Genomic DNA, 22,112 nt, shown 5'->3' with positions numbered 1-22,112 from the left:
GACAGAGCAGTAATAAAAGAAAAACAAGTTTTGGTTGTAGTGGTGGTTCATTGAGCGAAATGACCGAAGCTTCTACAATTTCTGATCTGTTTGGGGTAAGGTTCAGGACGCGGGCGACGAACCGCATCCTCGCCCTCTGCTTCATCGTTTTGTGTGGGCTTGGCCCTGTCGGTCTGTCGCTCAGCCCGCGGCAAGATGAGCCCGTCGCGATCCTGCGACTGAGACCGATCGAACTGCTGCCCACAGCGGTCGCGAACGCCGATGCTCGGATCGTGTGGATGTCGGCCCGGGGACATCTCCTAATTCTCGACTCCGCCCCGCCGGGCCTCGTGCGTGCGCTCTACCAAGAGGGCGCAACCCTGGTTGTTGCAGCCAACGCAGTGAGTAGCTGCTTGCCCCGCGCTTCCGCCAAACCGTCCATAACCGGGACCCTCCAACTATGACACCGCTCAGCAACCTCTCGGACCTGCGCCGCGCGTTCATGCCCGTACTGCTCGGCAGCCTGTGTCTACTGTATGCTGTTGCCGTTCTTACCGCGTGGGCTGCAGGCGCCAACCTTGTAGGCGTGGCCGTTTTCGGAGGCGCTCTGATCATCATTATTGGAGTGGTTGCACGTGTGAATGGGCCGGCTGCCATCACGCGTCAAATGTCGTCGGCAGCAGCCATGTCCCTCGTCGCCCTAGTGGTGTTCAGTGCCGCGGGCACGGACCTGCAGATCGACATGCACATGCTTTTCTTCGCCGCTCTCGCATTGGTGGCGGGCTGGGGCTGCTGGTCCTCGATCCTGGTGGCGACGGGCGTCGTCGCAGTCCACCACCTCGCGCTGAACGTCCTCTACCCGGCGGCTGTGTTCCCAGGCGGTGCCGACTACACCCGCGTCCTGATCCACGCCGTGATCCTCCTCGTCGAGGCTGGTGCGCTTATGCTGGCGGCCCATCAACTGGTTAAGGCGATGAACGCCTCCGAGGATGCGACGGCGGAAGCCATTCGTAGCGCCAACCTCGCCCGGAAGCTTGCTGCCGAACAGACGGCTGAGAGCGATTTCAAATTGCACAGGGCAGGCGCGCTGGCAGGATTGATGTCGGAGTTCGAGCTCAACGTCTCCGCACTTGTCCAAGGGCTCGCAGGCGCGGCCACCAAGATGGAGGCCACTGCGAACACCATGGCGGCTACGGCTACCGAGACCACACAGCAAACGGTCACCGCCGCGGACTCGGCACTCCAGACCTCCGCCAACGTGCAAACGGTTGCCGCTGCCAGCGAGGAAATGTCCGCATCCGTGCAGGAGATTGTCCAGCAGGTCGGCCGGTCAGCCGCGGTCGCCCAGCAGGGCGCCGATAAGGCGAAGCAAACGGACCTCACAGTCCAGAAATTAGCAATCAGCGCCGAGCGCATAAGCTCAGTCGTATCAGTGATCTCCGATATCGCGTCGCAGACCAATCTGTTGGCGCTCAACGCGACAATCGAGGCGGCGCGGGCCGGAGAGGCTGGACGGGGCTTTGCCATCGTAGCCGCGGAGGTAAAGAACTTGGCTGGTCAAACCACGAAGGCTACGGGCGAGATCGGTGAGCAGATCGCCGAGATCCAAGCTGCGACGCTGCAGGCAGTCTCGGACATCCGAGAAATGGAACGCGTAATCGGTGAGATCTCGAATACGTCCGTCGGGATTGCAGCCGCGATGGAGGAGCAGGGCGCCACGACACAGGAGATCGCGCGGAACGTGGCCCACGCCGCGCAAGGGACAGGCGCGGTCACGTCCGCGATCAGCAATGTGCGTAAAGGGGCAGGTCAGACGAGCGCGGCGGCGACACAGGTGCTTGGCGCGGCCAGGGAGCTTGCCCACCATGCTGAGAACCTGACCCAGGAGGTGTCGCGCTTCCTGGAGGGCGTGAAAGCCGCCTAGACCAAGGCAACTTCGGGTAGGTTGTGCCGCGACCTCGGAGGTTCGGGATTAACGCGAAGTTGCAGGCGAGATTACGGGAAGGACTGCTGCTTCTGAAGCAGACCGCCGGCAAATCTCAAACTGAGACACGACCACTGCGGGAGGTGTCTCGACCGCATCTTTCGCTGGGGCAGATCGCCATGTAGCTTCCGCATATGCACGACCGCTCCACCGTCATCCTCGCTTGGCTCGCCTTCACCGTCGTCATGCTGGTGATCGGATGGGTGCTGAAGCTCGTCGTGCCGCCCGCCCATGATTGGGCTGTGGCCAGCATCGGCCGCACCGGTGCGTGGGCGGTCTTCCTGGCCGTCATCCTGGCCTGCGCCGTGTTCGGCTACTGGCCACGCGACGCCGCCGGCCGCATGCGGCGCCTACCTACGCTCCGTTGACGGCTCGCGGACCGGTCCACCGCCACCGTTCGCCAGGGCGAGCAGGCGCCGGGTGAACAGCTCGGCGTTCTTGCTCCCGGCAGGGGAGCGCGAAAGCGCTCGCAGGTCCGGAAGGGCGCGCGGGTCGAACATCAACCGCGCGATCGCCTCGCCGTTGCCCAACATGCGGACGCGCAGCGCAGCGTCCCCGGCCCCACGCTTCAGGCCGACGATGGCGCCGCCGGCCGCTCCGCCGAACCCGCCGACCGTGGCCCCAGCCGCCGCGCCCGTCGCGACGTCCGAGACGGCCTGACCGATCGGGGTGCTGCCACTCGCGAACTGCTTTTTGATCGCCTCGTTGAAGGCGGTGTCCGACCCCTTCTGCGGGCGATAGCCGGTCGCCTCGAGGGTGGTCATCAGACGGTCGAGCCCGCCCCAGAGGGTGTCGCCCTCCGGTAGGGCCCGGATCGCGGCTTCGAGGTTATGGCGCTGCTGGCTGTTGCCCCGCACCGCCGACGCGAACCCCGCACCACCGTACTGCGCCGCCACGCCCTTCGACTGCTGCGTCGCTTCGTTGAAGACGGATTCGAGGTGGATGCGGGCGAGATCACGTGCGGCCGCCGGTCGGTTGCGGGCCAGGGCCGTCATCGCCGCCGAGACCTCGGCGTGGCTCCCGGGCTTCGGGTTGGGCGTGAAGACGGCCTGTATCGCGGCGTCGACGTCGGGCCGGGCGGCGATTCGCCCGAGCGGGGAGGCCTCCACCTTGGCGAGGGCGTCGCGCGTCCGGACCACGCCGTCGAGCCGGTGATAGACGTCCGGCATGTTCTCCAGGACGTCGGTGCTCTCGCGCAAGAGAGCACTGAGCTTGTCGGCATCCACGTTCCCGCGCCGGTCGGTGGCGGCGTCGAGGATGCGGGTGGCGACGTTGGCCTCGTAGGCCTGCCGCGCGGCCGGGGTGGCGTTGGCCAGGAACTCGCGCGCGGCGCTGGCGCCCTGCAGGTGGCTCGGAACCTGCTCGGTCGGGGTGGCCATGCGGCCGGTGGCCGGATCTTGCTGGACGACGCGGGCGAGCGGAGAGTTGCCCTCGAACGGCTCCAGCGAGCGCGAGTTCGCCGCGAAGTTCGCGTCGGCGGTGGCCACCTCCGGCACCGTCTTGAGCTGCCCATCGAGGGCCGAGCGCGCCGTCTGGAGATCGCGGACCTTGGTGCCGTCACCATCCCGCAGCGCGAGCTTGATGCCGGTGTCCAGGCGCTCGCGGGCGTGCAGCAGCCCTTCGACGGAGAGGTCGGTCTGCCCGTCCGGCCCGTAAAGGTCGCGGCGCGCCCGGGCGAGGGCATTCCTCACGTCGCCCTTGGCGGTGCGCATCTGGGCGCCGATGGCGTCGAGCGCCGCCTGCGGGTTCACCTGGCCGAACCGGACGTCCGGGATCTCCTCGCGGATCGTCGTGCCCTTCACCGTGGGCGGCGGCGCATCGCGCATCGCCATCACGACCTTCTCGTAGACGTCGAGCGAGTCGGCGCGGGGGTCGCGCATCATCTCGCCGAGGACGCGCGAGCGAATGTCGGGGTGGACGGTCTCCGGCCGGATGCCGGCATTGATCAGGTCGCGGTCGAGGAAGCCTTCCGCCGCCTCCGTGCTGCCGCGGTACTCGTCGGCCTGGCGCGTTGCCCGGACCCGCGCGGCCGAGGGCTCCTTGCCGATCTGGTACGACGGCACGCCCCGCTGTTCGTTTGTCAGCTTGCGCAACAGCTCGTCGCGGATGTCCCGGGCCGCGCCGCCATCGATGTCCGGCTTCAGGTAGCCGGCGCCGATCAGCTCCTCGCGCCAGAAATTGTCGATGCTCCTGCCGTCCGCGCGGGCGACATTGCCGACGCCGGGGATGTTCCAGCGCTGGAAGTCGTTGGCGCGTGCCTCGCCGCCGTCGAAGTTGATACCGCCCTTGCGCGCGATGTACCGGGCGAGGCTTTCGACCGGACCGTCCGCGGACGGGGCCGACGCGTTCATGCCGCCGAGGGGGCGAGGCGCGTCGGGGGTGAACTGCGGACGCTCCCAGGCCGTCGGGGTCACGATCGGCTCGCCGGGGCGCTCGACGGCGATGGTGCGCTCGATCCCGATGTTCTCCGGGGCCGCGCGCGCCGCCGCATAATCCGGATCGGCCTGCGCCTTGCGGGCGGCCTCGCGTGCATCTGCGACGCCGCGCATCTCGGGCTGGATCACGCGGCCGGCCTGGTCCGCCGTGAGACGCGGGCCGACCGCCTCACGTGCCTGCGCCAGCGCGATGCCCTCGGGCGTCTGCCTCACGCCAGCGCGCGCCGCGGACTGCAGGTCAATGCCGACGCCGGAGGGCGCCTGGTTCTGCGGTCCGATGCTGTCGAATGCCGAGCGGGCGACGTTGTCCACCGCCGCCGGCCGCGCCGCATAGAACTCGGCCGCGATGCGACCGCCCTCCCCGCCCGAGTTGGCGGCCACGCGCTCGAGCTGCAAGGCGCGAGTGGCCCTGCCGCCAGTCGCGGCGTTCAGGGCCTCGCCCACGGACAGCTCCGCCCCGCCGCCCGGTAGCGCCCTGCCCTGCTCGCGCAGGAACTGCGCCGAGACGAGGTCCTGCTCGGACATGCCGTGCGCCATCTCGCGCACTAGCCCCATGCCGGGGGCCTCGCCGCGCACCGCGGTGATCGCCTTGCCGATTAGGCGACCGGCGACTGGGCCGGCCGCGCCCAGGCCGGCGCCCATACCAGCCCCCCACCCTGTCGCATTGGCATCGGCATCGCTGCGCACCGCCGCGTCGGCACCGCCGAGGACAGCTCCGCTTGCCGTCGACGCTGCGGTGCGGGCGAGCAACGAGCCAGCGCCCGCCCCGAACGCGGCTGGCGCGGCCATGACGAGCGGGATCGTCCCGGCCACGCCGCCGGCGATCTCGCCGCCCGTCGTCGCCCAAGGGTTGGCCTTGGCCGTGGCCTCGCCGAACCGCTCCACCTTGCCCAGCTCATCCGAGAACGTCGTGTCGTTCTTGAGCGCGCGCACGGCGGCGGCCGCACGGTTCACGCCGGCGAGCAGGTACGGCCCGGCGACGGGTACGCCGTTGATGATGCCGCGGCCGATCGCGGCCGTGCCGTCGCCGGGCAACCCTGCCGTCGGCAGATCGCTCACCGTCGCGGGATCGGCGAACGGGTCGTGATCCACGGGCACCAGGCGCGGGCCAGCCGAGGCCGGTGCAGCATCCGCGAACGGGTCGTGATCGACCGGGACGAGCTTCATCAGCGCACCATGAGGAACTTGCCCGGCCGGGCGGGGTCGGGCGAGTACCAGTTGCCGTCCGGAGCCTGCCGAGCGCCCTGCGGCGGCTCTTTCGGGGGAGAGGCCGAGGCAGCAGACTGTGCCGCAGGGAACAATGGGTTGGACTCTGCAAACTGCGCCAGTTCATCGTCAAAGCCAGCGTCGAGCCGCCCGCCATTTCGTGCGGCATAGTCGCGAGACATCTTCGCGATCTGCTGCTGCCGCTGGGCGGCCGAGCGAAAGATGCCGATGAGCTGCCTATTACCCTCAGGGCTTTTCGCTAGGCCGGGACCTACGGTGGTGATGAAGCTCAAGTCGGCATTCGAGACACCGGCACCCAACGATCCACCGAGCTGATCGAGCAGATTTTGGTTTCCGAGAGACGAGAATACTTCAGCACCAGATGCCGCTTTTGCATCCTTGACGCCTAGAGCACCAAGGAATTGATTGGCGCGTTTTACGCTTTCCGCTCCAATGCCGGAGTAAAAATCGGGCGCTGACATTGCCTGTTCCATCAGAGCAAGCGAATTAAGCCTCGCTCCCGCACTTCTTCCGCCGCTCTGATAGTCGACAAATTGCTTTCCGTAGGCTTTTCCAATTTCGACGTCCTGAGCCTTTTCGGGGGCGCCGACGTTGACCTGCGTGTTGCCGCCGCCGATCGCCTCGGGGCCCTTGGCCGTCATCTTTGCCGGCGCGTTGGGGGCGAGGCCGTATTCGAGCCGCTCCGGCGCAGTGACCGGACGAACGGGCACACCAGCCGCGACGATCTTGACGTCGGTCGGGTCGGTCCGGCTGACCGCCGCCTTCGAGCCGTCGGGCAGGTCGGTGAGGGTGTACCGCTCCGCCTCGCTGGGGTCCTTCGCCGGCCCCAGCAGGTTGCCGGCCCCAGGCTTCTCTCCGGGCTTGAGCTCGTAGATGTTGCCGCCGATCGTGACCCGGCTCGCATCCTGTTTCATCTGGTTCAGGACGCTCTGCAGGACCGCCGGGCTCGACATGGCAGCGGTGGCCAGGTTCTCGTCGAGCCCCCTGCCGGTGAGCCAGGCCTTCGTCGCGTTCTGGCCCTGCGCTTCCTTCGCGAGCTTCGCCCGCTCGAGCCCAAGCTTCGTCTTGGCGAGATCCGTGGTCGCCCGCGTGGCGTCCGCGACCTGCGCGTTCTTCAGCCCGGCGGAGAGGCCGGCGCCGAACCCCGGCGTCGACATCAGGCCGGTCCCGATCCCGACGAGGAGGTCGCCGCCGCCGCGATCGGTGAAGCGCTGAAACGCATCCCCGAAGTTGAACCCGCTGTCGGCCGGATCGCCGCCCCCTCCCCCCGGTGCGGTGGAGGGTGTCGGAGTCATGGCCGGGGCTGGCATCGCGCCGGCGGCCGGCGCGCCCAAGCCGAGACCGAGCGGGCGGCGCGGCGGCATCGGCACGCTCATCGGCGCCGGCGGCGCCGTCGCGGCAGGCGCGACCGGGTCCGGCACGGGCTCGGCGCTCGCCACCGGCGCTTCCACGACGGCGCCGGACGTGCCCGCGAACCCTTGCGGCGCGCCCATGGGCATCCGGCCGAACAGGCGCATCAGGTCGTTGGGGTCGACCTGCGGCACCGCGCCGGAGCGGTTCAGGATTCCTGCGCTCATCGGGTGATCCTCAGGCCTACTTCATGAACTTCGACGCGGTCCCCGCGATGGCGAGGCCGCCGCCGAGCAGCTGCTGCAGGAGCGAGGGCTGCGGGATCTTCGTCTGCGACGTGCCGGTCGATGTGCTGCCGGCGCCGGCGACCGGGAGCGCGAGCTGCGCCAGGAGGCCGGCCTGGTTCCAGGGCTCCGCCTGCTGTTCGTTGAACACGTCCTGGTCCGCCGCGATCTCTTTCTGCCGCTCCTCGTCCTCGACGGCGCCGATGCCGGCGAGGGTCTGGCCCGGAGCCATGATGTCGGCCTGGACGCCGGCGATCTGGCCGAGGCCGGTCTGCGCCGCGGCGCGGTCGCCCTGCGCCGTCGAGAGCGCGGTGCCGAACTGCGAAAGGATCTGTCGGTTGTTGTCGCCCTCGAGCCCCGCCAGCGTCGTCGCGCCGGTGAGAGCCGCCGCAGCCGCGCCCGAGGCCAGCCCGGCGCCGGTGACGGCCTGGTTCGCGTTGCCGGTGCGCACGCCGTTGATCTCGCCCAGGAGACCGGAGCGGATGCCGGTCAGCGCATTGCCCGCCGCATCGATGGAGGTGGCCGCGTTGGCGATGCGCGCGCGCTCGGCGTCATAGTCGGAGTAGCGCAGGTCGAGCTCGGCGTTCGAGGCCGCCTCCGCCGTCGCGCCTGCGAACCGGCCCGAGCCGTACCGCCCCGAGGCCGCGAACTTCTGGCCCACCGAAGAGGTCGCCTTGGCCGTAGCCAGGTCGATCATGTCCTGGAGGTAGGGATTCGAACCGCCGAGGAACTTGCCGTCGGCGGTGTCCTGCAGCGAGCGTTCGGTCTGCGTGGTCCTGCCGACGTCGCCTAGCAGCCCCTGGTACCCGGTCTCGTCGAGGGCATAGTCGCCGCCCGTCAGCGCCTTGCCGACCGTGGCGGCCGCGCCGTTGGGGTCGCCCATACGGGCCGCGGCCGAGGCCACGCCGGACGTATCGACGCCCGGGACCTTCATGAGACCTGTGAGGGCGCCCTGCGTCGCGACGGTGGAGCCACCGTTCGAGAGGAGGTTCGACAGGAAGCCCGCGCCTGCCTGTGCCGTGCCGGCGGTGGCGCCTGCGGTGGCCTTCATCGCATCGAGGCCGGCCTTCGTCGTGTCGCCGAGCCCGGCGACGCGATCGCCGCCGTAGACCTGCGAGCCCACCCCGGAGTCGAAGGCCGCGGTTCCACGGTCAACGATCTTCTGCAGCGCCGGAACCGCCGGCGCGTAGGGGTCGGTCTTGGTGTTCGAGGTGGTGGTCTGCGTCTTCGATCCGCCGCCGCTCATGCCGCCACCTCAAGATGCTTCACGTAGTAGGCGTCGACCCGGTAGTCGGGGAGCAGAGCCGCCCAGCCGACACGACCGACGAACTCGACGCGGCTGCAGCCTGCGCGCACGGCGCCGGCCTCGATCTCCCGCATGATCTCTCGCCAGCGACGAACGCCCGTCCCTCCGGCCGCCAGGACGCAACAGGATCGGCCGCCGTCGGCGCGCTCGCGCACCTGCGTTACGCCGGCGCCGATCGGCGCGCCGGTGGCGTCGAGGATCAGCACCAGGAGGGCTTCCTCCCGGTCGACCAGGCCGCGCAGGTCGGCCAGGGAGAGGTCGCAGCCCGGCCGGGCGCAGGCGCGGGCGAGCCATGGGGCCGCGATCGCCCAGGCCGGAGCCAGGTCGACGTGATCGATCGAGCGCAGCTGCATCAGGGTCGCCGGATCTCGTAGCGGAACAGGCGGTCGGTCGCCGGCGAAGCGTCGTGCCCCCAGGTGAACGACCCGCGCGCGGTGGACTTCAGCCAGACGCGGGCGTCGGCCGCGCTCTGGGTCGTCGGGATCGGCGCGACGAGGGCGCCTTCGGTGCACAGCGAGTCGGCGACGGTCGTCTCGGTCACGTCGGAAGCCAGGGCGACGAGGGAGGCGCCGAGTGCGTTGGTGCCGCCGCGGGCGAGGTCGGAGAGGGCCTGGACGACCTTCTCCGGGTTGCTCTCGTTCTTGCCGGGGACGATCATCGCCTGCCCTCCGGCGTCGCATCCGGCTCGACGCCGGTCACGTAGCTCCACGCGGTACCGGCCGGGATGCGGGCCCGGACGCGGTGATACCGGGCCGAGGCGCGGCAGGGCGCGAACCGTTCGACGGTGGGCGCGGTCTCGGGCTTGAACCGGACCGGGTCGGCGGCGCGCAGCGTCTCGCGCACGCCGATCGCGACGCGCCAGTCGTCGGCGTCGGTATCGAGCCGCAATCCGCGCACGAAGGCCCTGTCCGGCCGCGCGATCATGGCGTCGGGCGTTTCGAGGATCGCCTCGAGCGCCGGGCCCTTCAGCAGCGCCAGCCGGTTGTCGGCGGTGACGAGGCCGAACGCGGGCGCGCCGCCGGCATAGGAGGGATCGTCGAGCGAGATCTGGCCCGGATCGTCGAGCGAGCCCGGGATGCTGTCGATCGACGTCGCCGGCGTCGCCGCCACGAGACCGAAGCGGATCGGCAGCTTCAGGAACGACCACCGGTCGAGGAGCCAGTCGTAGAGCAGGACCTCGTCGAGCAGGGTTCGGTCCGTGGTCGGAGCCGACCTGCTGCGATAGGCGAACATCACCCGTGGGCCGGTCACGTCCCGGATCGCGACGACGGAGGCCACCGCGTTCGGGTCGACCCGTTCGGCGAAGAACCGGTTGACTCGCTCGGCGCCGATCGCCGTCGAGCCGCCACCGGCGAAGACGTAGAAGCCATCGCGGTCGAGGAAGAACACCTTGGCGCCGACCTTGGCCAGCGACCAGGGCGCCACCGCGCCGCGGTTCTCCTCGTAGACGTCGAAATCGAAGACCTCGGCCGAACCCGGCACGAAGACCATGCGCCGGATGGTGCGTTCCTGGAACACGATCCCGAACTCGCCGCCGGCAAAGCCCGTGACCGCTCCGCCGTCGGGGAAGGGCTGTATGTCGCCCTCGCGGCCGTTGCTCAGGCCGAGCGGCCATGAATCGATGTTGCCGAGGTCCGACCACTGCACGGCGTTCGGGTCGGAGGCGAGACCGGCCAGCACCAGGAACTCGCCGACCACGCCGCAATGGCGGGCGCGGGGCGGCATGCCGCCGAGATCCGCGAATACCCGCCCGGAATCGACGTCGATCGCCTGCGCCCGCGTGCCGAGGCAGACCGCGACGAGGCGCGAGCCGTAGAGCGCGAACGACCAATAGTCGCCCGGCGGCACGGAGTAGACCGTGCCGGGCTTGGACACGTCGTCCCAGCCCGAGGTGCCGCCGTTGAACTTGTAGAGCTTGGTCTGCGTCGCGGCGAAGTAGATCGGGAACCCGAACGCCGGGCTGTTGACCTGGACGCCGCCCCGGCAGTCGGCCGGGAGCGGCAGCGAGATCGGCAGAGGCGAGAGCACCGGGCCATAGCCGTCGGCGCGCGGCGTCACGTTCGTGGCGACGCTCGAGACCGAGGCGTCCACCGACGCGACGTCGGGCGCGAAGGGAGCGAGCTTGACCAGCGCCGCCATCGGATCAGGTCATGTTCTTGGCGGCGGCCATGTCGGCGGCATCGTTGGCCGCGCGGGCCTGGCGCGTCCCGACCTTCTGAGAATCGGTCTGCCCGAAGATCGCGGCCAGACGCGAGTTCAGCAGGACCGACCACTGCGCCGACCGAACCTCGTCCTTCTGGAAGAGCATCGCCTCCCAGAGCGCGGCGTAGAGGTAGACCTCCGGCGCCTTGGTGATGAGCCAGTTGACCGGGGAGGCCACCGTCAGCGGCGGGATGCGCTCGTAATAGAACACCTCGAGCGACCCGGGCACGGCCGCGGCGATCCGCACCTTGCCCCCGAGCAGGGTGTAGAAGGACGGGACGCCGTTCGGCCGGTGGCGGTGGCGGAACTCGGGGCTATCGGGCTCGCGATAGTTCAGGAAGAGCGGTCGCTGGGTCGACGGAGCGACCGGGTACCAGCGCACCGAGATCCAGTCGATGAAATCGGCCGGCAGGGCGACGCCGCCGCTCGCGTCCAGGACGGTCGGGCCGACCGAGGCGTGCATGTCCACGACCTTGAGGTCGGTGTTGAACCGCCCCTCCGCCTGCTGAACGAACAGCGGCGCGAAAGCCTGAAGATCGTCGCGGGCGAGATAGGCCTCGAGCGCGGCGAGCAGGCTGGGATAGTCGGTGATCGGGGCGAGGTCGGCCATCGGGGTGGGCTCCGGGTCAGACGGTGTAGGCCATGACCTGGCCAGAGGAAGCGATGACGTTGGACCGGCCGCGCAGCGCGTTGCGCTCGTCGGTCACGATGCTCGCCTGCATCGTGGCGAAGGCCGGGTCGCGCAGGGCGTTGAGGGCGAGATGCCACTTGGCGCGCGCCGCGATCAGCCCGGAGGCCTCGTCGACCCAGGCGTTGGTGGCGTCGCGGTCCTGCAGCGGCGGAAGGCGGATGTGCGCGGAAAGGCGGACCGTCCATTCTCCGGACGGGATCGGCCACAGCCGCAGCGAGCGGTCGAAGTAGGAGTACGCGCAGGGGCGCGAGCCCGAGGCCGGATCGTCCCAGGCTTCGACCTGCGCCTCGGCGATGCGCTGGAGGGTGGTGACCTGGTCGCCCTCGAGGAGCACGGCACTGTCGATCGCCATGAGCTCGGGGATCTCGGCCGTGTCGCCGGCCCCGTAGACGTCGACGCCCGGCAGGGTCTGGAACGTCAGGATCCGCTCGTTGAAGAAGAACCGCTCGGTCTCGAAATGGCGGATCGCGCGCTGGACCGCCGTCGCGACCTGCGCCGAGAGGTCGGCGCGCGCGATATCGTCCTCGATCTCGTTGAGGAGGTCGCCGAGCGTCGGCGCGCCTTGGGCGTTCGGCATGGATCGGGGCCCTCGGCTCGTCGTATCGGCAGGGACGAAGGCCCGGAAAGTTTCCGGACCCTCGCTGTCGTGCGACGGATCAGCCGTCGTTATTGGGCACGTAGAGGAAGACGATCGTGGCGACGCCGGCGACCGGGCCGCCGGTGATGTTACCGTAGAGCACGGTGTCGCCGGCGAGGCGGCCCTTGAGGGTCGCGGTATCCGGACGCTTGGCGCCGGCGGCGGTGGCAGCCGAATCCGCGGCGGCGACGAGGTCGGTACCGGCCGGCGTGGTGCCGACGGTCAGGGTGGCGCCGGCCGAGAAGGCGGTCTCGATCAGCACCAGGGTGCTGACGATGAGACTGCCCTCGGGGAGCGAGGCCGTGAAGGCGAAGGCGCCCTCGGCGAAGGTGACGGTCCGGCGGACGGTGTGCGCCATCTGCTCACGGACTTCGCGAGTCGACGGCCGCACGGGGGCGACGTTGGTGGCCATGTCGGGCCCTTTCAGGATCAGGATGAGGAACGGACGAAGCGCGGGACCGGCTCGGCCCCGCGCGGAGGTTCAGGTCAGATCGCGTCAGGCGACCGGGGCGGCGTAGGTCGGCACCACGATCGTGCCGAAGTCGTCGCCGTTGAAGGTCGTCTTCTTCAGGCCCCAGATTGCCCAGGCCGAGACCTCGAGGTTGCGCTTGTGGTCGAGGAGCTCCTCGTTCCAGCGGTAGCGGGTCTCGCCGCCGGCCTTGCCGTAGGCGATGGTCGCGGCCTGGGCACCGAGCAGCACGGCGCGGCGGGTGTTGGGCACCGCGGTCTTGCCGTCGGCGGACACGCCCCGGGTCACGTCCTGCGCCTCGCGGAGCACGACGCCGTTGTACTCGCCGAGCGCGCCCGAGAAGATCGGGGACTTGCTCGATTCCATGCCGGCCATGGCGGCCTTCTGGATGTCGAGCCACTGGCCGGACGCGGTGTTGGTGCGCAGCGAGGTGACCTGCGTCGAATGCAGGTACATCACGTAGACCTTGCGGCCGCCGACCACGATGGGGCGGATCATGATCTTGCCGGTGGAGCCGCCGGTCTTGGCCAGCTCGACGGCCTTGTCGATCAGGTCCAGGGTCATGAAGTCGCCCGTGACCAGCGCCGTGTCGTTGGCGCGGGCGTTGGGGCGGAAGATGCGGCCGGCCGAGGGCGCGGTGACGGCGTTGTTGGCGCTGTACTTCTTCGCGTTGGTCCCGAGCGCGTTCACGGGGGTGAAGCCGCACACGTGGGCGAAGAAGGATTTCGTCTTGCGGGTCTGGAACCAGTCGGCGAGGCCGCCGCGGGCCTGTTCGCGCAGGTTGAACGGCACCCGCTGCTGGTCGATCGTGTTCTCGGACTTGACGCCGACGACGTGCCCGAGCTCGTCGATGGTGACCTTGTCGGAGTTGGTGCCGAGCTGCTCGCCGTTGCCCTCGGCGACATCCGAGGAGCTGAAGCCGTCGCCGACGAGCTGCATGCGCAGGCCGAAGGTGACCTGGTCGCCGTTGCCCTTCTTGGTCTCGGTCTTCTCCTGGATGATCGCGCCGTCGCCCTCGCCGATCAGGGGATCGATATCGATGGATTTGTTGGCTTCGACCGCGAGCTTCTTCGACCACAGCTTGATGGCCATGGCATCGTTGGCGCCATATGCGGTGTAGGACATGGGGTGCCTCTGGGGCTTGGGATTCCGTGGGGAGGGTTCGTGCCGCGTGCGTCGCGGGCGGACGGAAGCCGGGCCCCATGTGCCGTTGGGGACGGTGGTCGGACGGGATCCGTGACGGGGATCGGGCGAGGGCTCTGACGCGGCTGCGCGGATCGCGTGACGGGCGATCAGGCGGACGGACATGCGCGGGTGCGCCATGGACCGCGGGAGGCGGATGGCGTGTCGAGCAGGTCCGGAAGACTGGGATGGGCGCGGACGGGGCCGATCGGCCCGCACGTCTCGCGACGCGTAGTCAATGCAGGAGGTTGGCCCGTCGGGTCAAGGGGGAGCGCGAGCTAGTAGTGATTTAATTCGGAAGCGAACCGCAAGCTGCATAAAGCTTGAAATGTGCCGCTCGGATGACCTGGGGAAAATGGCCCGTCTTCAGACTCTCTTCGGCAGGATCTCTGAGCCGAATTAATCTGCGATAATTATATCGGCAGTGCTCCGGTTACAGGTGCGGATTGCCGGGAGAGCCTCGCGCTTCGGCATGTAATCCAAGGCGGAGCCATCATGGCATCAGACGTCGAGCACCCCCTGCTGCCACTCATCCGCAAGTTGGAGAGCCTTACCACCCTCTCGGACGAGGAGCGGGCTGCCATCGAAAGTCTACCCGTCAAGGTGCAAGCGCTGCGGGCACAATGGGACATCGTGCGCGATGGCGACGCTTCTTCTCATTGCTGCCTCATCCTCGAAGGGTGGCTCTGTCGCTACAAGATCATCAGCGAAGGCAAACGGCAGATCTTCTCGTTCCACATCGCCGGCGATATTCCTGACCTGCAGAGCCTGCACATCCCGGTCATGGACCACAACCTCGCCACGCTGACGGCCGCCACCGTCGCCTTCATCCCGCACGCGGCCATGCACGACCTCACGACCCGCTTTCCAAGCATCGCTGCGAAGTTCTGGCGTGACACCCTCGTGGACGCGGCCATCTTCCGCGAGTGGCTGGTATGCATGGGCCGGCGCTCGGCCTTCGATCACTTGGCGCACCTATTCTGTGAACTGTACTTCAAGCAGGAAGCCATTGGTCTTGCCGATGACTATTGCTGCCCCTTACCGATTACGCAAGTCGATCTCGCCGATGCAACCGGCCTGTCTAACGTACATGTCAATCGCGTACTGATGACAATGCGCGGCATGGGTATGATCACCTTACGAAGCAACACACTGATCATCAAGGCCTGGGATGAGCTTCTCCAGGCTGCAGAATTCGACGCTTCTTATCTACACCTGCGAAAGCGCATTGCGAAATGAGCCTGCATTTCCAGCCGATCCACCTCTCCGACACGGAGCGCCAGATCCTGTTCGTCGACGGCGGTGTCGTTGCGGTATTGGTCCGCCTGTCGGACGCGCATGGAGACGAGGCCGGAAGGTGGTCTCTGGAAGCGGGCTTCGGCCGTGTCGGCGACCCCAACCCACCGACGTTCGAAAGTCTTGACGAAGCACAGGCTTGGATCAAAGGACAGATTGGATAGCGCTGGCGGCGCGTTGGCGTCGTGGACGATCTAGGCCGTGATCATCGGCCCCAACACGGTCTTAGCCTCCCATGAGAGCACGCACGCCGAGTTGGCGGTCGCGTACCGCTCGAACTCGGCCTCGCTCATGCTGGCCAGCATATCGAGGGTAACCTCGCTAGCCGGGGTACCGCCGGCGGCCTAACTGGAAAACTCGGATGGGCGGGGACGGGGCCGACCGGCCCGCACGTCTCGCGACGCGTAGTCAATGCAGGAGGTTCGCCCGTCGGGTCAAGGGAGTCAGGCGCGGCGGCAATGACTTAACTCAAAAGCTGGATGCAATCTATAATTGCTATATATAAAAAGATATTCGGTCGATCACATTTTAAATTAGGAATATTTCATAAAGCTGCTTTATGACGGCTTTTATCGTCAGCGGTCCCGTCACAGGTGCTGATGCCTGGGAGAGCCGCGCGCTTCCGCCTGCAACACAAGGCGAAGCCATCATGGCGTCGAACATCACTCATCCCCTGTTGCCGCTCATCCGCAAGTTGGAGAGCATCACCACCATCTCGGACGAGGAGCGGGCAGCCATCGAGAGCCTGCCTGTTAGAATGCAGGCGTTTCAGCCACGCCAGGACGTCGTAAGCGAAGGCGACAAGCCCTCACACTGCTGCCTCGTCCTCGAAGGCTGGCTCTGCAGATACAAAATCATCAGCGCAGGCAAGCGCCAGATTTTTTCGTTCCACATTGCCGGCGATATCCCCGACCTGCAGAGCTTGCACATCCCGGTCATGGATCACAGCCTCGCCACGCTCACGGCCGCCACCGTCGCTTTCATCCCGCATGCGGCCATGCACGATCTCACGACCCGCTTTCCCAACATCGCAGCGAAGTTCTGGCGGGACACCCTCGTGGAGGCGGGCATCTTTCGCGAGTGGATACTCTGCATGGGCCGTCGCTCGGCCTTCGATCACTTGGCGCACCTATTTTGCGAGCTGTACTTCAAGCAAGAAGCCGTTGGTCTTGCTGATAGCTATCGCTGTCCCTTGCCGGTCACGCAGCTCGACCTTGGCGATGCGACCGGCCTGTCAAATGTGCACGTCAACCGCGTCATTCAGGAGATGCGCGCTAAAGGCATGATTACCCTGCGCAAAAACACCCTGGTCATCGAGGCCTGGGACGAGCTTCTTCAGGCTGCAGAGTTCGATGCTTCTTATCTGCACCTGCGAAAGCGAATTGCGTTGTGAGCCTGCACATTCTGTCGCCGATCTTGATTGCTTTGCTAGGAGGATTTGGACGTCGCTCAAGCGCCACCCGGGCTTGGTTATACAGTTCCCGCCTGGATACGGCAAAAAAGAATTATTAAGTGTCTCTAAATTTAAACAAAAGTTCCAGTAGGCATATTTTGCGGTATCGCTACAATTCATTCAGAGAAATTTGAGATTCAGCGCTTAGAAAGCGAGGGCTCGTATAACTTTAGACCACGTAGAGCGGCTCCTTTAAAGAGGCCGATCACATATGAGGGCCGAACAGGCCGGGAACTAGATCCTAATGTTGGCGCTGGTACTCGACGATTCTGAAATGAATAACCTCCTAATGGTTGCGGCCTTGCAGCCACTTGCGGAATGCTGGCCTCGTGATTTTACCTTACCAATGGAAGCGCTCGCGTTCGCAAAAGAGAATGCAGCCGATATTGGGATCGTGATAACCGACTATGAGATGCCGGGCATGAATGGCATCGAGTTCATCCAGGCGGTTCGGTGCATTCCCAGCCTTGCGAACGTTCCTGCTGTCATGGTTACTGCATTTGATCAACGCGGACTACGCCGTGAAGCACTGGAGGCAGGCGCGACGGATTTCCTGGGCAAGCCTGTGGACCCGTTCGAAATTCGTGCTCGGGTTACGAATTTACTTGCTCTTTCCAACGCGCTTAGGGTTCATCAAGAACATGCCGTTCAACTCGTTCGCGATGTCGCCGCTGCTGTAGCCTTGGTTGAGGAGCGAGAGCGTGAGATTATCTCAACGCTGATGCGTGCAGCGGAGAATCGGGATACAGAGACTGGCGATCATATCGCCAGGGTCTCAGCGTACACCGGGATGATTGCCCAGGCGCTAGGCTTTACCTCTGATGAATGCCGGCTGTTGAGTCTGTCTGCCGCTATGCATGATGTTGGTAAAATCGCTCTTCCAGATGCCATACTACTTAAACCGGGGCCCCTTACGCCTGAGGAGCGCCTGCTTATGGAACAACATGCTGAAAGAGGTAAGCGCATTCTGGGTGGGAGTGCATCACCTGTTATGCAGCTCGCGGCCGAAATTGCTGCAAGCCACCACGAACGGTGGGACGGCAACGGATACCCGTACGGTTTAAAAGGTATTGCTATACCATTGTCCGGGCGGATAGTAGCTGTAGCAGACGTTTTCGATGCACTTACGACCGAGCGACCCTATAAGCAGGCTTGGTTGCCTGAAAGAGCTCACGCACATTTAGTGGCTAACGCAGGGACACATTTTGATCCGACGGTTGTAAATGCTTTCCTGAGCCGCTGGTCTCAAGTGCAGGCTTCACTTCTATTACCGAAGCATAGTTCGCCCGAGTGCGCCGCAGCTTAGGCTCTCCAGTGAACTGCCTATGTAATGATTCCTGGCGAAATGGAACAGCGACTTATTTAGCCGCCACGCCAACGATACCATTTCGCCAAAATACAGTCGACTGTTGGCAGTATTTTTAACGAGAGGCGCTGGCTCATACTGAGCGCCGTTCCTCATCCATTCCTAAGGACCGAGCCAAGAGATCTCTTGCCCGGCTGACCCGGCTTTTCATTGTACCAACCTGACAGCCTACAAGGTTGGCTGCATCTTCGTAAGTCATGCCTTGAGCTGCCACGAGAACAAGGGCCTCACGCTGACGAGGTGGTAGCTTATCTATATAATTCCATACTATCTGCAAATCGACACAGTACTCTTGGTCTGCCAGCGCAGTCATCTGGTTTGCTTTCTCTCCCTCTACGTCCTCGAATTCACGCCTGCGCTTCCGGCATTCGGTATAAAAATGGTTGCGTAGGATCGTGTAAAGCCAGGCTTTAAAGTTGGTGCCAACTTGAAAGCGATGTTGGTTCGCCCAGGCTTTAACCATTGTCTCCTGTACAAGATCGTCAGCTAATGCCGAACTGTTGGCTAGCGACATCGCAAAGGCTCGTAATCCGGAAATCTCGGCCAGCAAATCATTTCGAAATGTTTCAGCACTAAAGTTATCCCGCGAACTCAACACGGATTCGAGCTGCGCTATGAGATCAAGCAGTTGAGTTGGTGGTCGCTCTGCCAAGACATAGTTGTAAAATGTTCGCATCTCAGAACCGAGATGTTCACGGATATTTGAAGGCAGCTCAACCTGGGAGTTTAATGCGCGAAGTGATGCTAGAACTACTGCCTGCAGAGGTGCTGGCATAGTGGAGCTGCTGTCTTCAATCATGTGCCTGTCCTGCTTCCTCCCGCGTCCGCTGAGTTAAGAGCGGCCTGGAGAACAGCGCGGGATCCTAAAACGGACAGATGCTGAACGCGAGCTAACAAACGTTTGCGACGTTCTCAGAAACAAACCTGTAAGCACAGGATGCAAATTCTACGCTGGCGTGTTAAAGCATTAGCAGAACAACTTTTTTGCCGTCGACTGCGTTCAACCGAAGGAAAACCGTATCGCCGCCGTTGGTTGTCTCACTGCTCATGAAGGTAGCCATCGACAGCACGACTGGGCTGGTAAATCCCGACACTCACAGCTCCGAATGACGCCCTTCCGCGCGCCTCAGATATGCTTCAAAGCCTTTAACCTAGGATTTGGCGCGGCTTGGTTTAGCCTCCCATCAGCGCGCGCACCCGCGCCGGGTTGGCGGTCGCGTACTTCTCGAATTCGGCCTCGCTCATGCTGGCCAGCATATCCATGGTGACCTCGCTAGCCGGGGCGCCACCGGCGGCCGAGAGCGACTTCGCCGCGGTCTGGCCGGCCGAGATGCGCGCCATCCTCTCGGCCTGGGTCTCGGCGGGCGCGGCGGGCTTGGCCGGTTCCGCCGCCTTCGGCATGAAGCCGCGCGCCTGGGCGATCTTGTAGATGTGCTCGGCCGGCGACTTGCCCGCCTTGATCGCCGCCTTCACCAGCCCGGCCTCCTCGGCCGCGACCTCGCGCATCGCGGTCGCTTCGTCGACGCCGTAGAGCTTGAGCTCGGCGACGCGCGAGCCGATCAGGTGGTTGTAGGCGTCCGCGAAGGCCGGCTCGGTCGCCATGTAGCGCTGCGCATCGCTGGCGTAGCTCGTCATCGCCGAGGCGTGCTCTTCACGCTCCTGCGCCTGCGCCCGTTCGGCCTTCTGCGCCTCGGTGAGCTGGGTCTGGCTGGTGCGCAGCGCCTCGACCTCGGACTTCAGCTGCTCGTAGGCGCCGAAGATGTCCTCGTTCGGGTCGATCACCTTGGGCGGCTCGGCGGCGGCCGGCGTCGCGGCTGGGCGCTGCATCGCCTCGCTCAGGAGCTTCAGGCGCTCGTCACCGCGCGCGAACTTCTCGCGCAGTTCGGTGAGCGCGGCCTCCGCAGCGGTGGCGCGGGCGGCCTCGGCCTTGCGGCGCTCGCGCTCCTGGTGGAACGCGCCATGGCGTACGAACCGGCCCTTGTTCGCCTCCGCATCGTCGACGTCGGCAGCATCGGGATCTACCACCTCGCCCGGTGCGGCAGGTTCGCCAGCAGGCGCAGCAGCGGCCGGGGCGGCGGAAACGGTGCTCGCCTCGCCCGCGGGGGGCTCGACGCCGCCTGTGCCCGCGTCAACGCCATCGTCGGCGGCATAGGCGTCGAAGGCGGCCTGCTCTTCGGCCGTGAAGGCGTCGCCGCCCGACGAGAGATCGTGGTCGTCCATGCTGTCCTCGTGACGTGAAGGATACGGATGCCGGCGTGCGCCGCCGGCGGGCGGAAGGGGTTCAGGCGGCCGCGCTCATCGGCGGGCCGGCCTGCATCGTCAGCTGCGCGATCGCCGCCTCGACGCCGTCGCGCTCGGCCCCGGCGCCTTCACGGGCGGCCTTGGCGTTCTTCAGGTTGGCGCCGGCGGTCAGGTCCTGGATCTTGGCCATCGCGGTCTGCATCGCGACGCCGGCCTGTGCCTGCGCCTCCGGGGTTGACCCGCCGGCCTGGGAGAGCAGGTCGCGCATCTTGGCGACGAAGCTGTCGGGGAACGGCGAGTAGGGCAGGATCTCGAAGAGGACCTGCGGGGTAATCATGTCCTTGATGACCGGGAAGACGCTGGTGAACGTCGACCAGATCACTTCCTTCTGGTTCGGGCTCGCCGGCGCGTCGTCGATGATGACGTCGTACTCGCCCATGGTGCTGTCGCGCAGCAGCGGCACAACCCGCTTGGCGCCATCGCCGGCGATGCGCACCAGGCGGCCGTCCGAGAGGTAGGTCTGGATGAAGTAGAGCCGGACCCGGCCGATGTGCTTGCGCGCGCGGCGGAGCGCATCGAACAGGGTGGCGAGGATCGTCATCGCGGCCTGCTTGCGCTGGTACTCCAGCACGCCGGCCTGCTCCTGCTGCTTCTGGCCGAGCAGCTCGAGGTTCACGCCCGAGGAATCGCGGATCGACATGATCGCGAACTCCATGAGCTGGTAGTGCCCGGCCGGGAGCTGCGGCAGGGGCTTTTCCTTCATGCGCCCGCCCATCAGGGCGCCGTCGTTGACCCAGGAAATGCCGCCGGGCTTGGCGTAGCTGCGCTCGAACGCGGCTTGGTCCGGAACGGCACCCTTCTCCATCATCATGCCGCCCTTGGCCTGGCGGTTGAGCATGTCGAGGGTCTGCGACAGCCATTTGTTGGCGTACCGCTGCGGGTCCTTCATGGCCCGGATGATGCCGAACCAGGTGCCCTTGTTGTGGTCGCGGTCGCCAGTCAGGCAGGCGTAGGAGAACTGGTCGCCGGCCGGGGCCGGCCCGACTTCGAGGACGGTGGCGCCGATGAAGGCCCGGCGATAGACGCGCTTGGTCACCCGGTACGTCTGCATCGTGATGCCGACCGTCGCGGCGCGGGAGAGCAGGGTCGCGGCCTTGGCCTCGTCCATCTCCGTCGGCTCGCGCGTCGTCGGGTCGATGACCATCACGACGCGCTTGCGCTCCCACCACTGGCATTCGACGATCGTGACCTTGCCCGAGCCGGCATCGCGATCGAGACCGCGATCGGCGCGGGACTCGCCCGGTGCGATCTTGTCGTGGGCGTCGTCGTCGCGGTTCTCGGCCCAGGCCGCGTCGAGCTCGGTCGGTTCTGCGTCGGGGAACAGCCCCTCGGCCTCGACCCGGTCCATCGTCTTGGCCCGGAACAGGCGGCGGCCGTCGGCGAGGTTGCGCTTGCGGGCGCTCGAGTCCCAGATCATCTCGAGGGGGTCGACCCGGTCCTCGACGTAGGCGCCGTCCGGGTTGGTCTCGTAGTCGAGACGCATCTCGACCCAGCCCATCCCGGTGATCGCGCAGTCGACGAAGGCGTCGCTCTCCTCGTCCTCGGCCTGCGCCTCGTCGGCGAGGTAGCGGCCGGCCTCGGTCAGCAGCTCGTTCTTGGCTGCGTCGCCGATCTCGCGGGGCAGATACTGGATGTCCTGGCGGCTGTTGACCTCCGAGCCGGCCACGGCCTTGATCACCGGCAGCATGCGATTGAACGTGATCGGCGGCCGGCCCTGCTCCTTGAGCACGGCCTCGTCCTCGGTCGACCACTGCCGACCGGCGACCATGTCGTAGTCCTCGCGCGCCTCCTTGCGCCAGATCGCCGATGCGTCCCGGTCGATGCGGTACCAGGCCTTCAGCCTGCGGACCAAGGCATCGCGGTCCATGGCCTCGCGCTTGTCGGCGCCGGGCGCGCCGGCATCGTCGTCGATGTCGTTCATGCCGGTTCCGTGATGTGCGAGGGGTAAAG

19 protein-coding genes are annotated in these 22,112 nt (G+C 66.2%); 6 read left to right on the top strand and 13 right to left on the bottom strand.

Annotation, left to right across the window (positions count from 1 at the left end; genetic code table 11):
- The first annotated feature begins 439 nt into the window (after window positions 1-439).
- Both ASG40_RS17850 and ASG40_RS17845 read left to right on the top strand, forming a co-directional pair.
- Entirely contained in the window at window positions 440-1,903 is a 1,464-nt protein-coding gene (locus ASG40_RS17850; RefSeq protein ID WP_082494630.1) for a methyl-accepting chemotaxis protein, read from the top strand.
- 194 nt (window positions 1,904-2,097) lie between these two features.
- On the top strand, window positions 2,098-2,331 hold the full coding sequence (locus ASG40_RS17845; RefSeq protein WP_055888726.1) for a hypothetical protein: 234 nt from the start codon (window positions 2,098-2,100) through the stop codon (window positions 2,329-2,331).
- Here ASG40_RS17845 and ASG40_RS17840 read toward each other — a convergent pair.
- The 10 genes from ASG40_RS17840 to ASG40_RS17795 all read right to left on the bottom strand — a co-directional run bounded on the left by ASG40_RS17840 (window position 2,314) and on the right by ASG40_RS17795 (window position 13,689).
- Window positions 2,314-5,565, bottom strand: coding sequence for a hypothetical protein (locus ASG40_RS17840; RefSeq protein ID WP_055888724.1), 3,252 nt, complete (start codon window positions 5,563-5,565; stop codon window positions 2,314-2,316). The two genes, ASG40_RS17845 and ASG40_RS17840, sit on opposite strands and share 18 nt — an antisense overlap.
- Window positions 5,565-7,202: a hypothetical protein gene (locus ASG40_RS17835; RefSeq protein ID WP_055888716.1), complete on the bottom strand. Its 1,638-nt coding sequence runs from the start codon at window positions 7,200-7,202 to the stop codon at window positions 5,565-5,567. The genes ASG40_RS17840 and ASG40_RS17835 overlap by 1 nt, the downstream gene beginning before the upstream one ends.
- A 16-nt stretch (window positions 7,203-7,218) precedes the next feature.
- On the bottom strand, window positions 7,219-8,505 hold the full coding sequence (locus tag ASG40_RS17830; protein ID WP_055888714.1) for a hypothetical protein: 1,287 nt from the start codon (window positions 8,503-8,505) through the stop codon (window positions 7,219-7,221).
- Entirely contained in the window at window positions 8,502-8,918 is a 417-nt protein-coding gene (locus ASG40_RS17825) for a hypothetical protein (RefSeq protein ID WP_055888712.1), read from the bottom strand. The genes ASG40_RS17830 and ASG40_RS17825 overlap by 4 nt, the downstream gene beginning before the upstream one ends.
- A complete protein-coding gene (locus ASG40_RS17820; protein ID WP_055888710.1) occupies window positions 8,918-9,223 on the bottom strand; it encodes a hypothetical protein in 306 nt (101 codons plus the stop codon). Before ASG40_RS17820 ends, ASG40_RS17825 begins: the two co-directional genes overlap by 1 nt.
- Window positions 9,220-10,704 carry a hypothetical protein gene (locus ASG40_RS17815; RefSeq protein ID WP_055888708.1) on the bottom strand — a complete coding sequence of 495 codons (1,485 nt, stop codon included), beginning with the start codon at window positions 10,702-10,704 and terminating at the stop codon, window positions 9,220-9,222. Before ASG40_RS17815 ends, ASG40_RS17820 begins: the two co-directional genes overlap by 4 nt.
- 4 nt (window positions 10,705-10,708) lie before the next feature.
- Window positions 10,709-11,377, bottom strand: coding sequence for a phage adaptor protein (locus tag ASG40_RS17810; protein WP_055888706.1), 669 nt, complete (start codon window positions 11,375-11,377; stop codon window positions 10,709-10,711).
- Window positions 11,378-11,393: 16 nt separating this feature from the next.
- Window positions 11,394-12,035 carry a phage adaptor protein gene (locus ASG40_RS17805; protein WP_055888703.1) on the bottom strand — a complete coding sequence of 214 codons (642 nt, stop codon included), beginning with the start codon at window positions 12,033-12,035 and terminating at the stop codon, window positions 11,394-11,396.
- A gap of 79 nt (window positions 12,036-12,114) precedes the next feature.
- Window positions 12,115-12,453, bottom strand: a complete 339-nt coding sequence (locus ASG40_RS17800; RefSeq protein WP_244475603.1) for a hypothetical protein — start codon at window positions 12,451-12,453, stop codon at window positions 12,115-12,117.
- A gap of 138 nt (window positions 12,454-12,591) precedes the next feature.
- Window positions 12,592-13,689 carry a N4-gp56 family major capsid protein gene (locus ASG40_RS17795; protein ID WP_055888698.1) on the bottom strand — a complete coding sequence of 366 codons (1,098 nt, stop codon included), beginning with the start codon at window positions 13,687-13,689 and terminating at the stop codon, window positions 12,592-12,594.
- Window positions 13,690-14,241: 552 nt separating this feature from the next.
- Between ASG40_RS17795 and ASG40_RS17790 the strand changes: the two genes are divergently transcribed.
- The 4 genes from ASG40_RS17790 to ASG40_RS20835 all read left to right on the top strand — a co-directional run bounded on the left by ASG40_RS17790 (window position 14,242) and on the right by ASG40_RS20835 (window position 17,801).
- On the top strand, window positions 14,242-14,985 hold the full coding sequence (locus ASG40_RS17790) for a Crp/Fnr family transcriptional regulator (RefSeq protein WP_055888696.1): 744 nt from the start codon (window positions 14,242-14,244) through the stop codon (window positions 14,983-14,985).
- Window positions 14,982-15,206: a hypothetical protein gene (locus ASG40_RS17785; RefSeq protein ID WP_055888694.1), complete on the top strand. Its 225-nt coding sequence runs from the start codon at window positions 14,982-14,984 to the stop codon at window positions 15,204-15,206. The genes ASG40_RS17790 and ASG40_RS17785 overlap by 4 nt, the downstream gene beginning before the upstream one ends.
- 395 nt (window positions 15,207-15,601) lie before the next feature.
- On the top strand, window positions 15,602-16,435 hold the full coding sequence (locus ASG40_RS17780; RefSeq protein WP_244472443.1) for a Crp/Fnr family transcriptional regulator: 834 nt from the start codon (window positions 15,602-15,604) through the stop codon (window positions 16,433-16,435).
- Between the two features lie 304 nt (window positions 16,436-16,739).
- On the top strand, window positions 16,740-17,801 hold the full coding sequence (locus tag ASG40_RS20835; RefSeq protein WP_082524134.1) for an HD-GYP domain-containing protein: 1,062 nt from the start codon (window positions 16,740-16,742) through the stop codon (window positions 17,799-17,801).
- A gap of 133 nt (window positions 17,802-17,934) precedes the next feature.
- Here the strand turns inward: ASG40_RS20835 and ASG40_RS20830 are convergent, their stop codons facing one another.
- The 3 genes from ASG40_RS20830 to ASG40_RS17770 all read right to left on the bottom strand — a co-directional run bounded on the left by ASG40_RS20830 (window position 17,935) and on the right by ASG40_RS17770 (window position 22,083).
- The gene (locus ASG40_RS20830; RefSeq protein ID WP_082494628.1) at window positions 17,935-18,660 is read right to left on the bottom strand and encodes a sigma-70 family RNA polymerase sigma factor; all 726 of its coding nucleotides are present in this window, start codon (window positions 18,658-18,660) and stop codon (window positions 17,935-17,937) included.
- Window positions 18,661-19,034: 374 nt separating this feature from the next.
- Window positions 19,035-20,081 (bottom strand): hypothetical protein, encoded by a 1,047-nt coding sequence (locus ASG40_RS17775; RefSeq protein WP_055888690.1) that lies wholly within the window; start codon window positions 20,079-20,081, stop codon window positions 19,035-19,037.
- Window positions 20,082-20,142: 61 nt separating this feature from the next.
- Window positions 20,143-22,083: a portal protein gene (locus ASG40_RS17770; protein ID WP_055888688.1), complete on the bottom strand. Its 1,941-nt coding sequence runs from the start codon at window positions 22,081-22,083 to the stop codon at window positions 20,143-20,145.
- Between the last annotated feature and the right edge of the window lie 29 nt (window positions 22,084-22,112).

This window comes from Methylobacterium sp. Leaf399 (genome assembly GCF_001424525.1).
Classification (GTDB): Bacteria; Pseudomonadota; Alphaproteobacteria; order Rhizobiales; family Beijerinckiaceae; genus Methylobacterium.
Note: the sequence above shows the minus strand (reverse complement) of the source record. Positions and strands in the feature narration are given on the sequence as shown.

What these genes read in the sequence shown, in the direction of transcription:
- ASG40_RS17850 (WP_082494630.1), top strand. Translation starts at nt 440, where the DNA reads ATGACACCGCTCAGCAACCTCTCGGACCTGCGCCGCGCGTTCATGCCC.
- ASG40_RS17845 (WP_055888726.1), top strand. Translation starts at nt 2,098, where the DNA reads ATGCACGACCGCTCCACCGTCATCCTCGCTTGGCTCGCCTTCACCGTC.
- ASG40_RS17840 (WP_055888724.1), bottom strand. Translation starts at nt 5,565, where the DNA reads ATGAAGCTCGTCCCGGTCGATCACGACCCGTTCGCGGATGCTGCACCG.
- ASG40_RS17835 (WP_055888716.1), bottom strand. Translation starts at nt 7,202, where the DNA reads ATGAGCGCAGGAATCCTGAACCGCTCCGGCGCGGTGCCGCAGGTCGAC.
- ASG40_RS17830 (WP_055888714.1), bottom strand. Translation starts at nt 8,505, where the DNA reads ATGAGCGGCGGCGGATCGAAGACGCAGACCACCACCTCGAACACCAAG.
- ASG40_RS17825 (WP_055888712.1), bottom strand. Translation starts at nt 8,918, where the DNA reads ATGCAGCTGCGCTCGATCGATCACGTCGACCTGGCTCCGGCCTGGGCG.
- ASG40_RS17820 (WP_055888710.1), bottom strand. Translation starts at nt 9,223, where the DNA reads ATGATCGTCCCCGGCAAGAACGAGAGCAACCCGGAGAAGGTCGTCCAG.
- ASG40_RS17815 (WP_055888708.1), bottom strand. Translation starts at nt 10,704, where the DNA reads ATGGCGGCGCTGGTCAAGCTCGCTCCCTTCGCGCCCGACGTCGCGTCG.
- ASG40_RS17810 (WP_055888706.1), bottom strand. Translation starts at nt 11,377, where the DNA reads ATGGCCGACCTCGCCCCGATCACCGACTATCCCAGCCTGCTCGCCGCG.
- ASG40_RS17805 (WP_055888703.1), bottom strand. Translation starts at nt 12,035, where the DNA reads ATGCCGAACGCCCAAGGCGCGCCGACGCTCGGCGACCTCCTCAACGAG.
- ASG40_RS17800 (WP_244475603.1), bottom strand. Translation starts at nt 12,453, where the DNA reads ATGGCGCACACCGTCCGCCGGACCGTCACCTTCGCCGAGGGCGCCTTC.
- ASG40_RS17795 (WP_055888698.1), bottom strand. Translation starts at nt 13,689, where the DNA reads ATGTCCTACACCGCATATGGCGCCAACGATGCCATGGCCATCAAGCTG.
- ASG40_RS17790 (WP_055888696.1), top strand. Translation starts at nt 14,242, where the DNA reads ATGGCATCAGACGTCGAGCACCCCCTGCTGCCACTCATCCGCAAGTTG.
- ASG40_RS17785 (WP_055888694.1), top strand. Translation starts at nt 14,982, where the DNA reads ATGAGCCTGCATTTCCAGCCGATCCACCTCTCCGACACGGAGCGCCAG.
- ASG40_RS17780 (WP_244472443.1), top strand. Translation starts at nt 15,602, where the DNA reads ATGACGGCTTTTATCGTCAGCGGTCCCGTCACAGGTGCTGATGCCTGG.
- ASG40_RS20835 (WP_082524134.1), top strand. Translation starts at nt 16,740, where the DNA reads ATGTTGGCGCTGGTACTCGACGATTCTGAAATGAATAACCTCCTAATG.
- ASG40_RS20830 (WP_082494628.1), bottom strand. Translation starts at nt 18,660, where the DNA reads ATGATTGAAGACAGCAGCTCCACTATGCCAGCACCTCTGCAGGCAGTA.
- ASG40_RS17775 (WP_055888690.1), bottom strand. Translation starts at nt 20,081, where the DNA reads ATGGACGACCACGATCTCTCGTCGGGCGGCGACGCCTTCACGGCCGAA.
- ASG40_RS17770 (WP_055888688.1), bottom strand. Translation starts at nt 22,083, where the DNA reads ATGAACGACATCGACGACGATGCCGGCGCGCCCGGCGCCGACAAGCGC.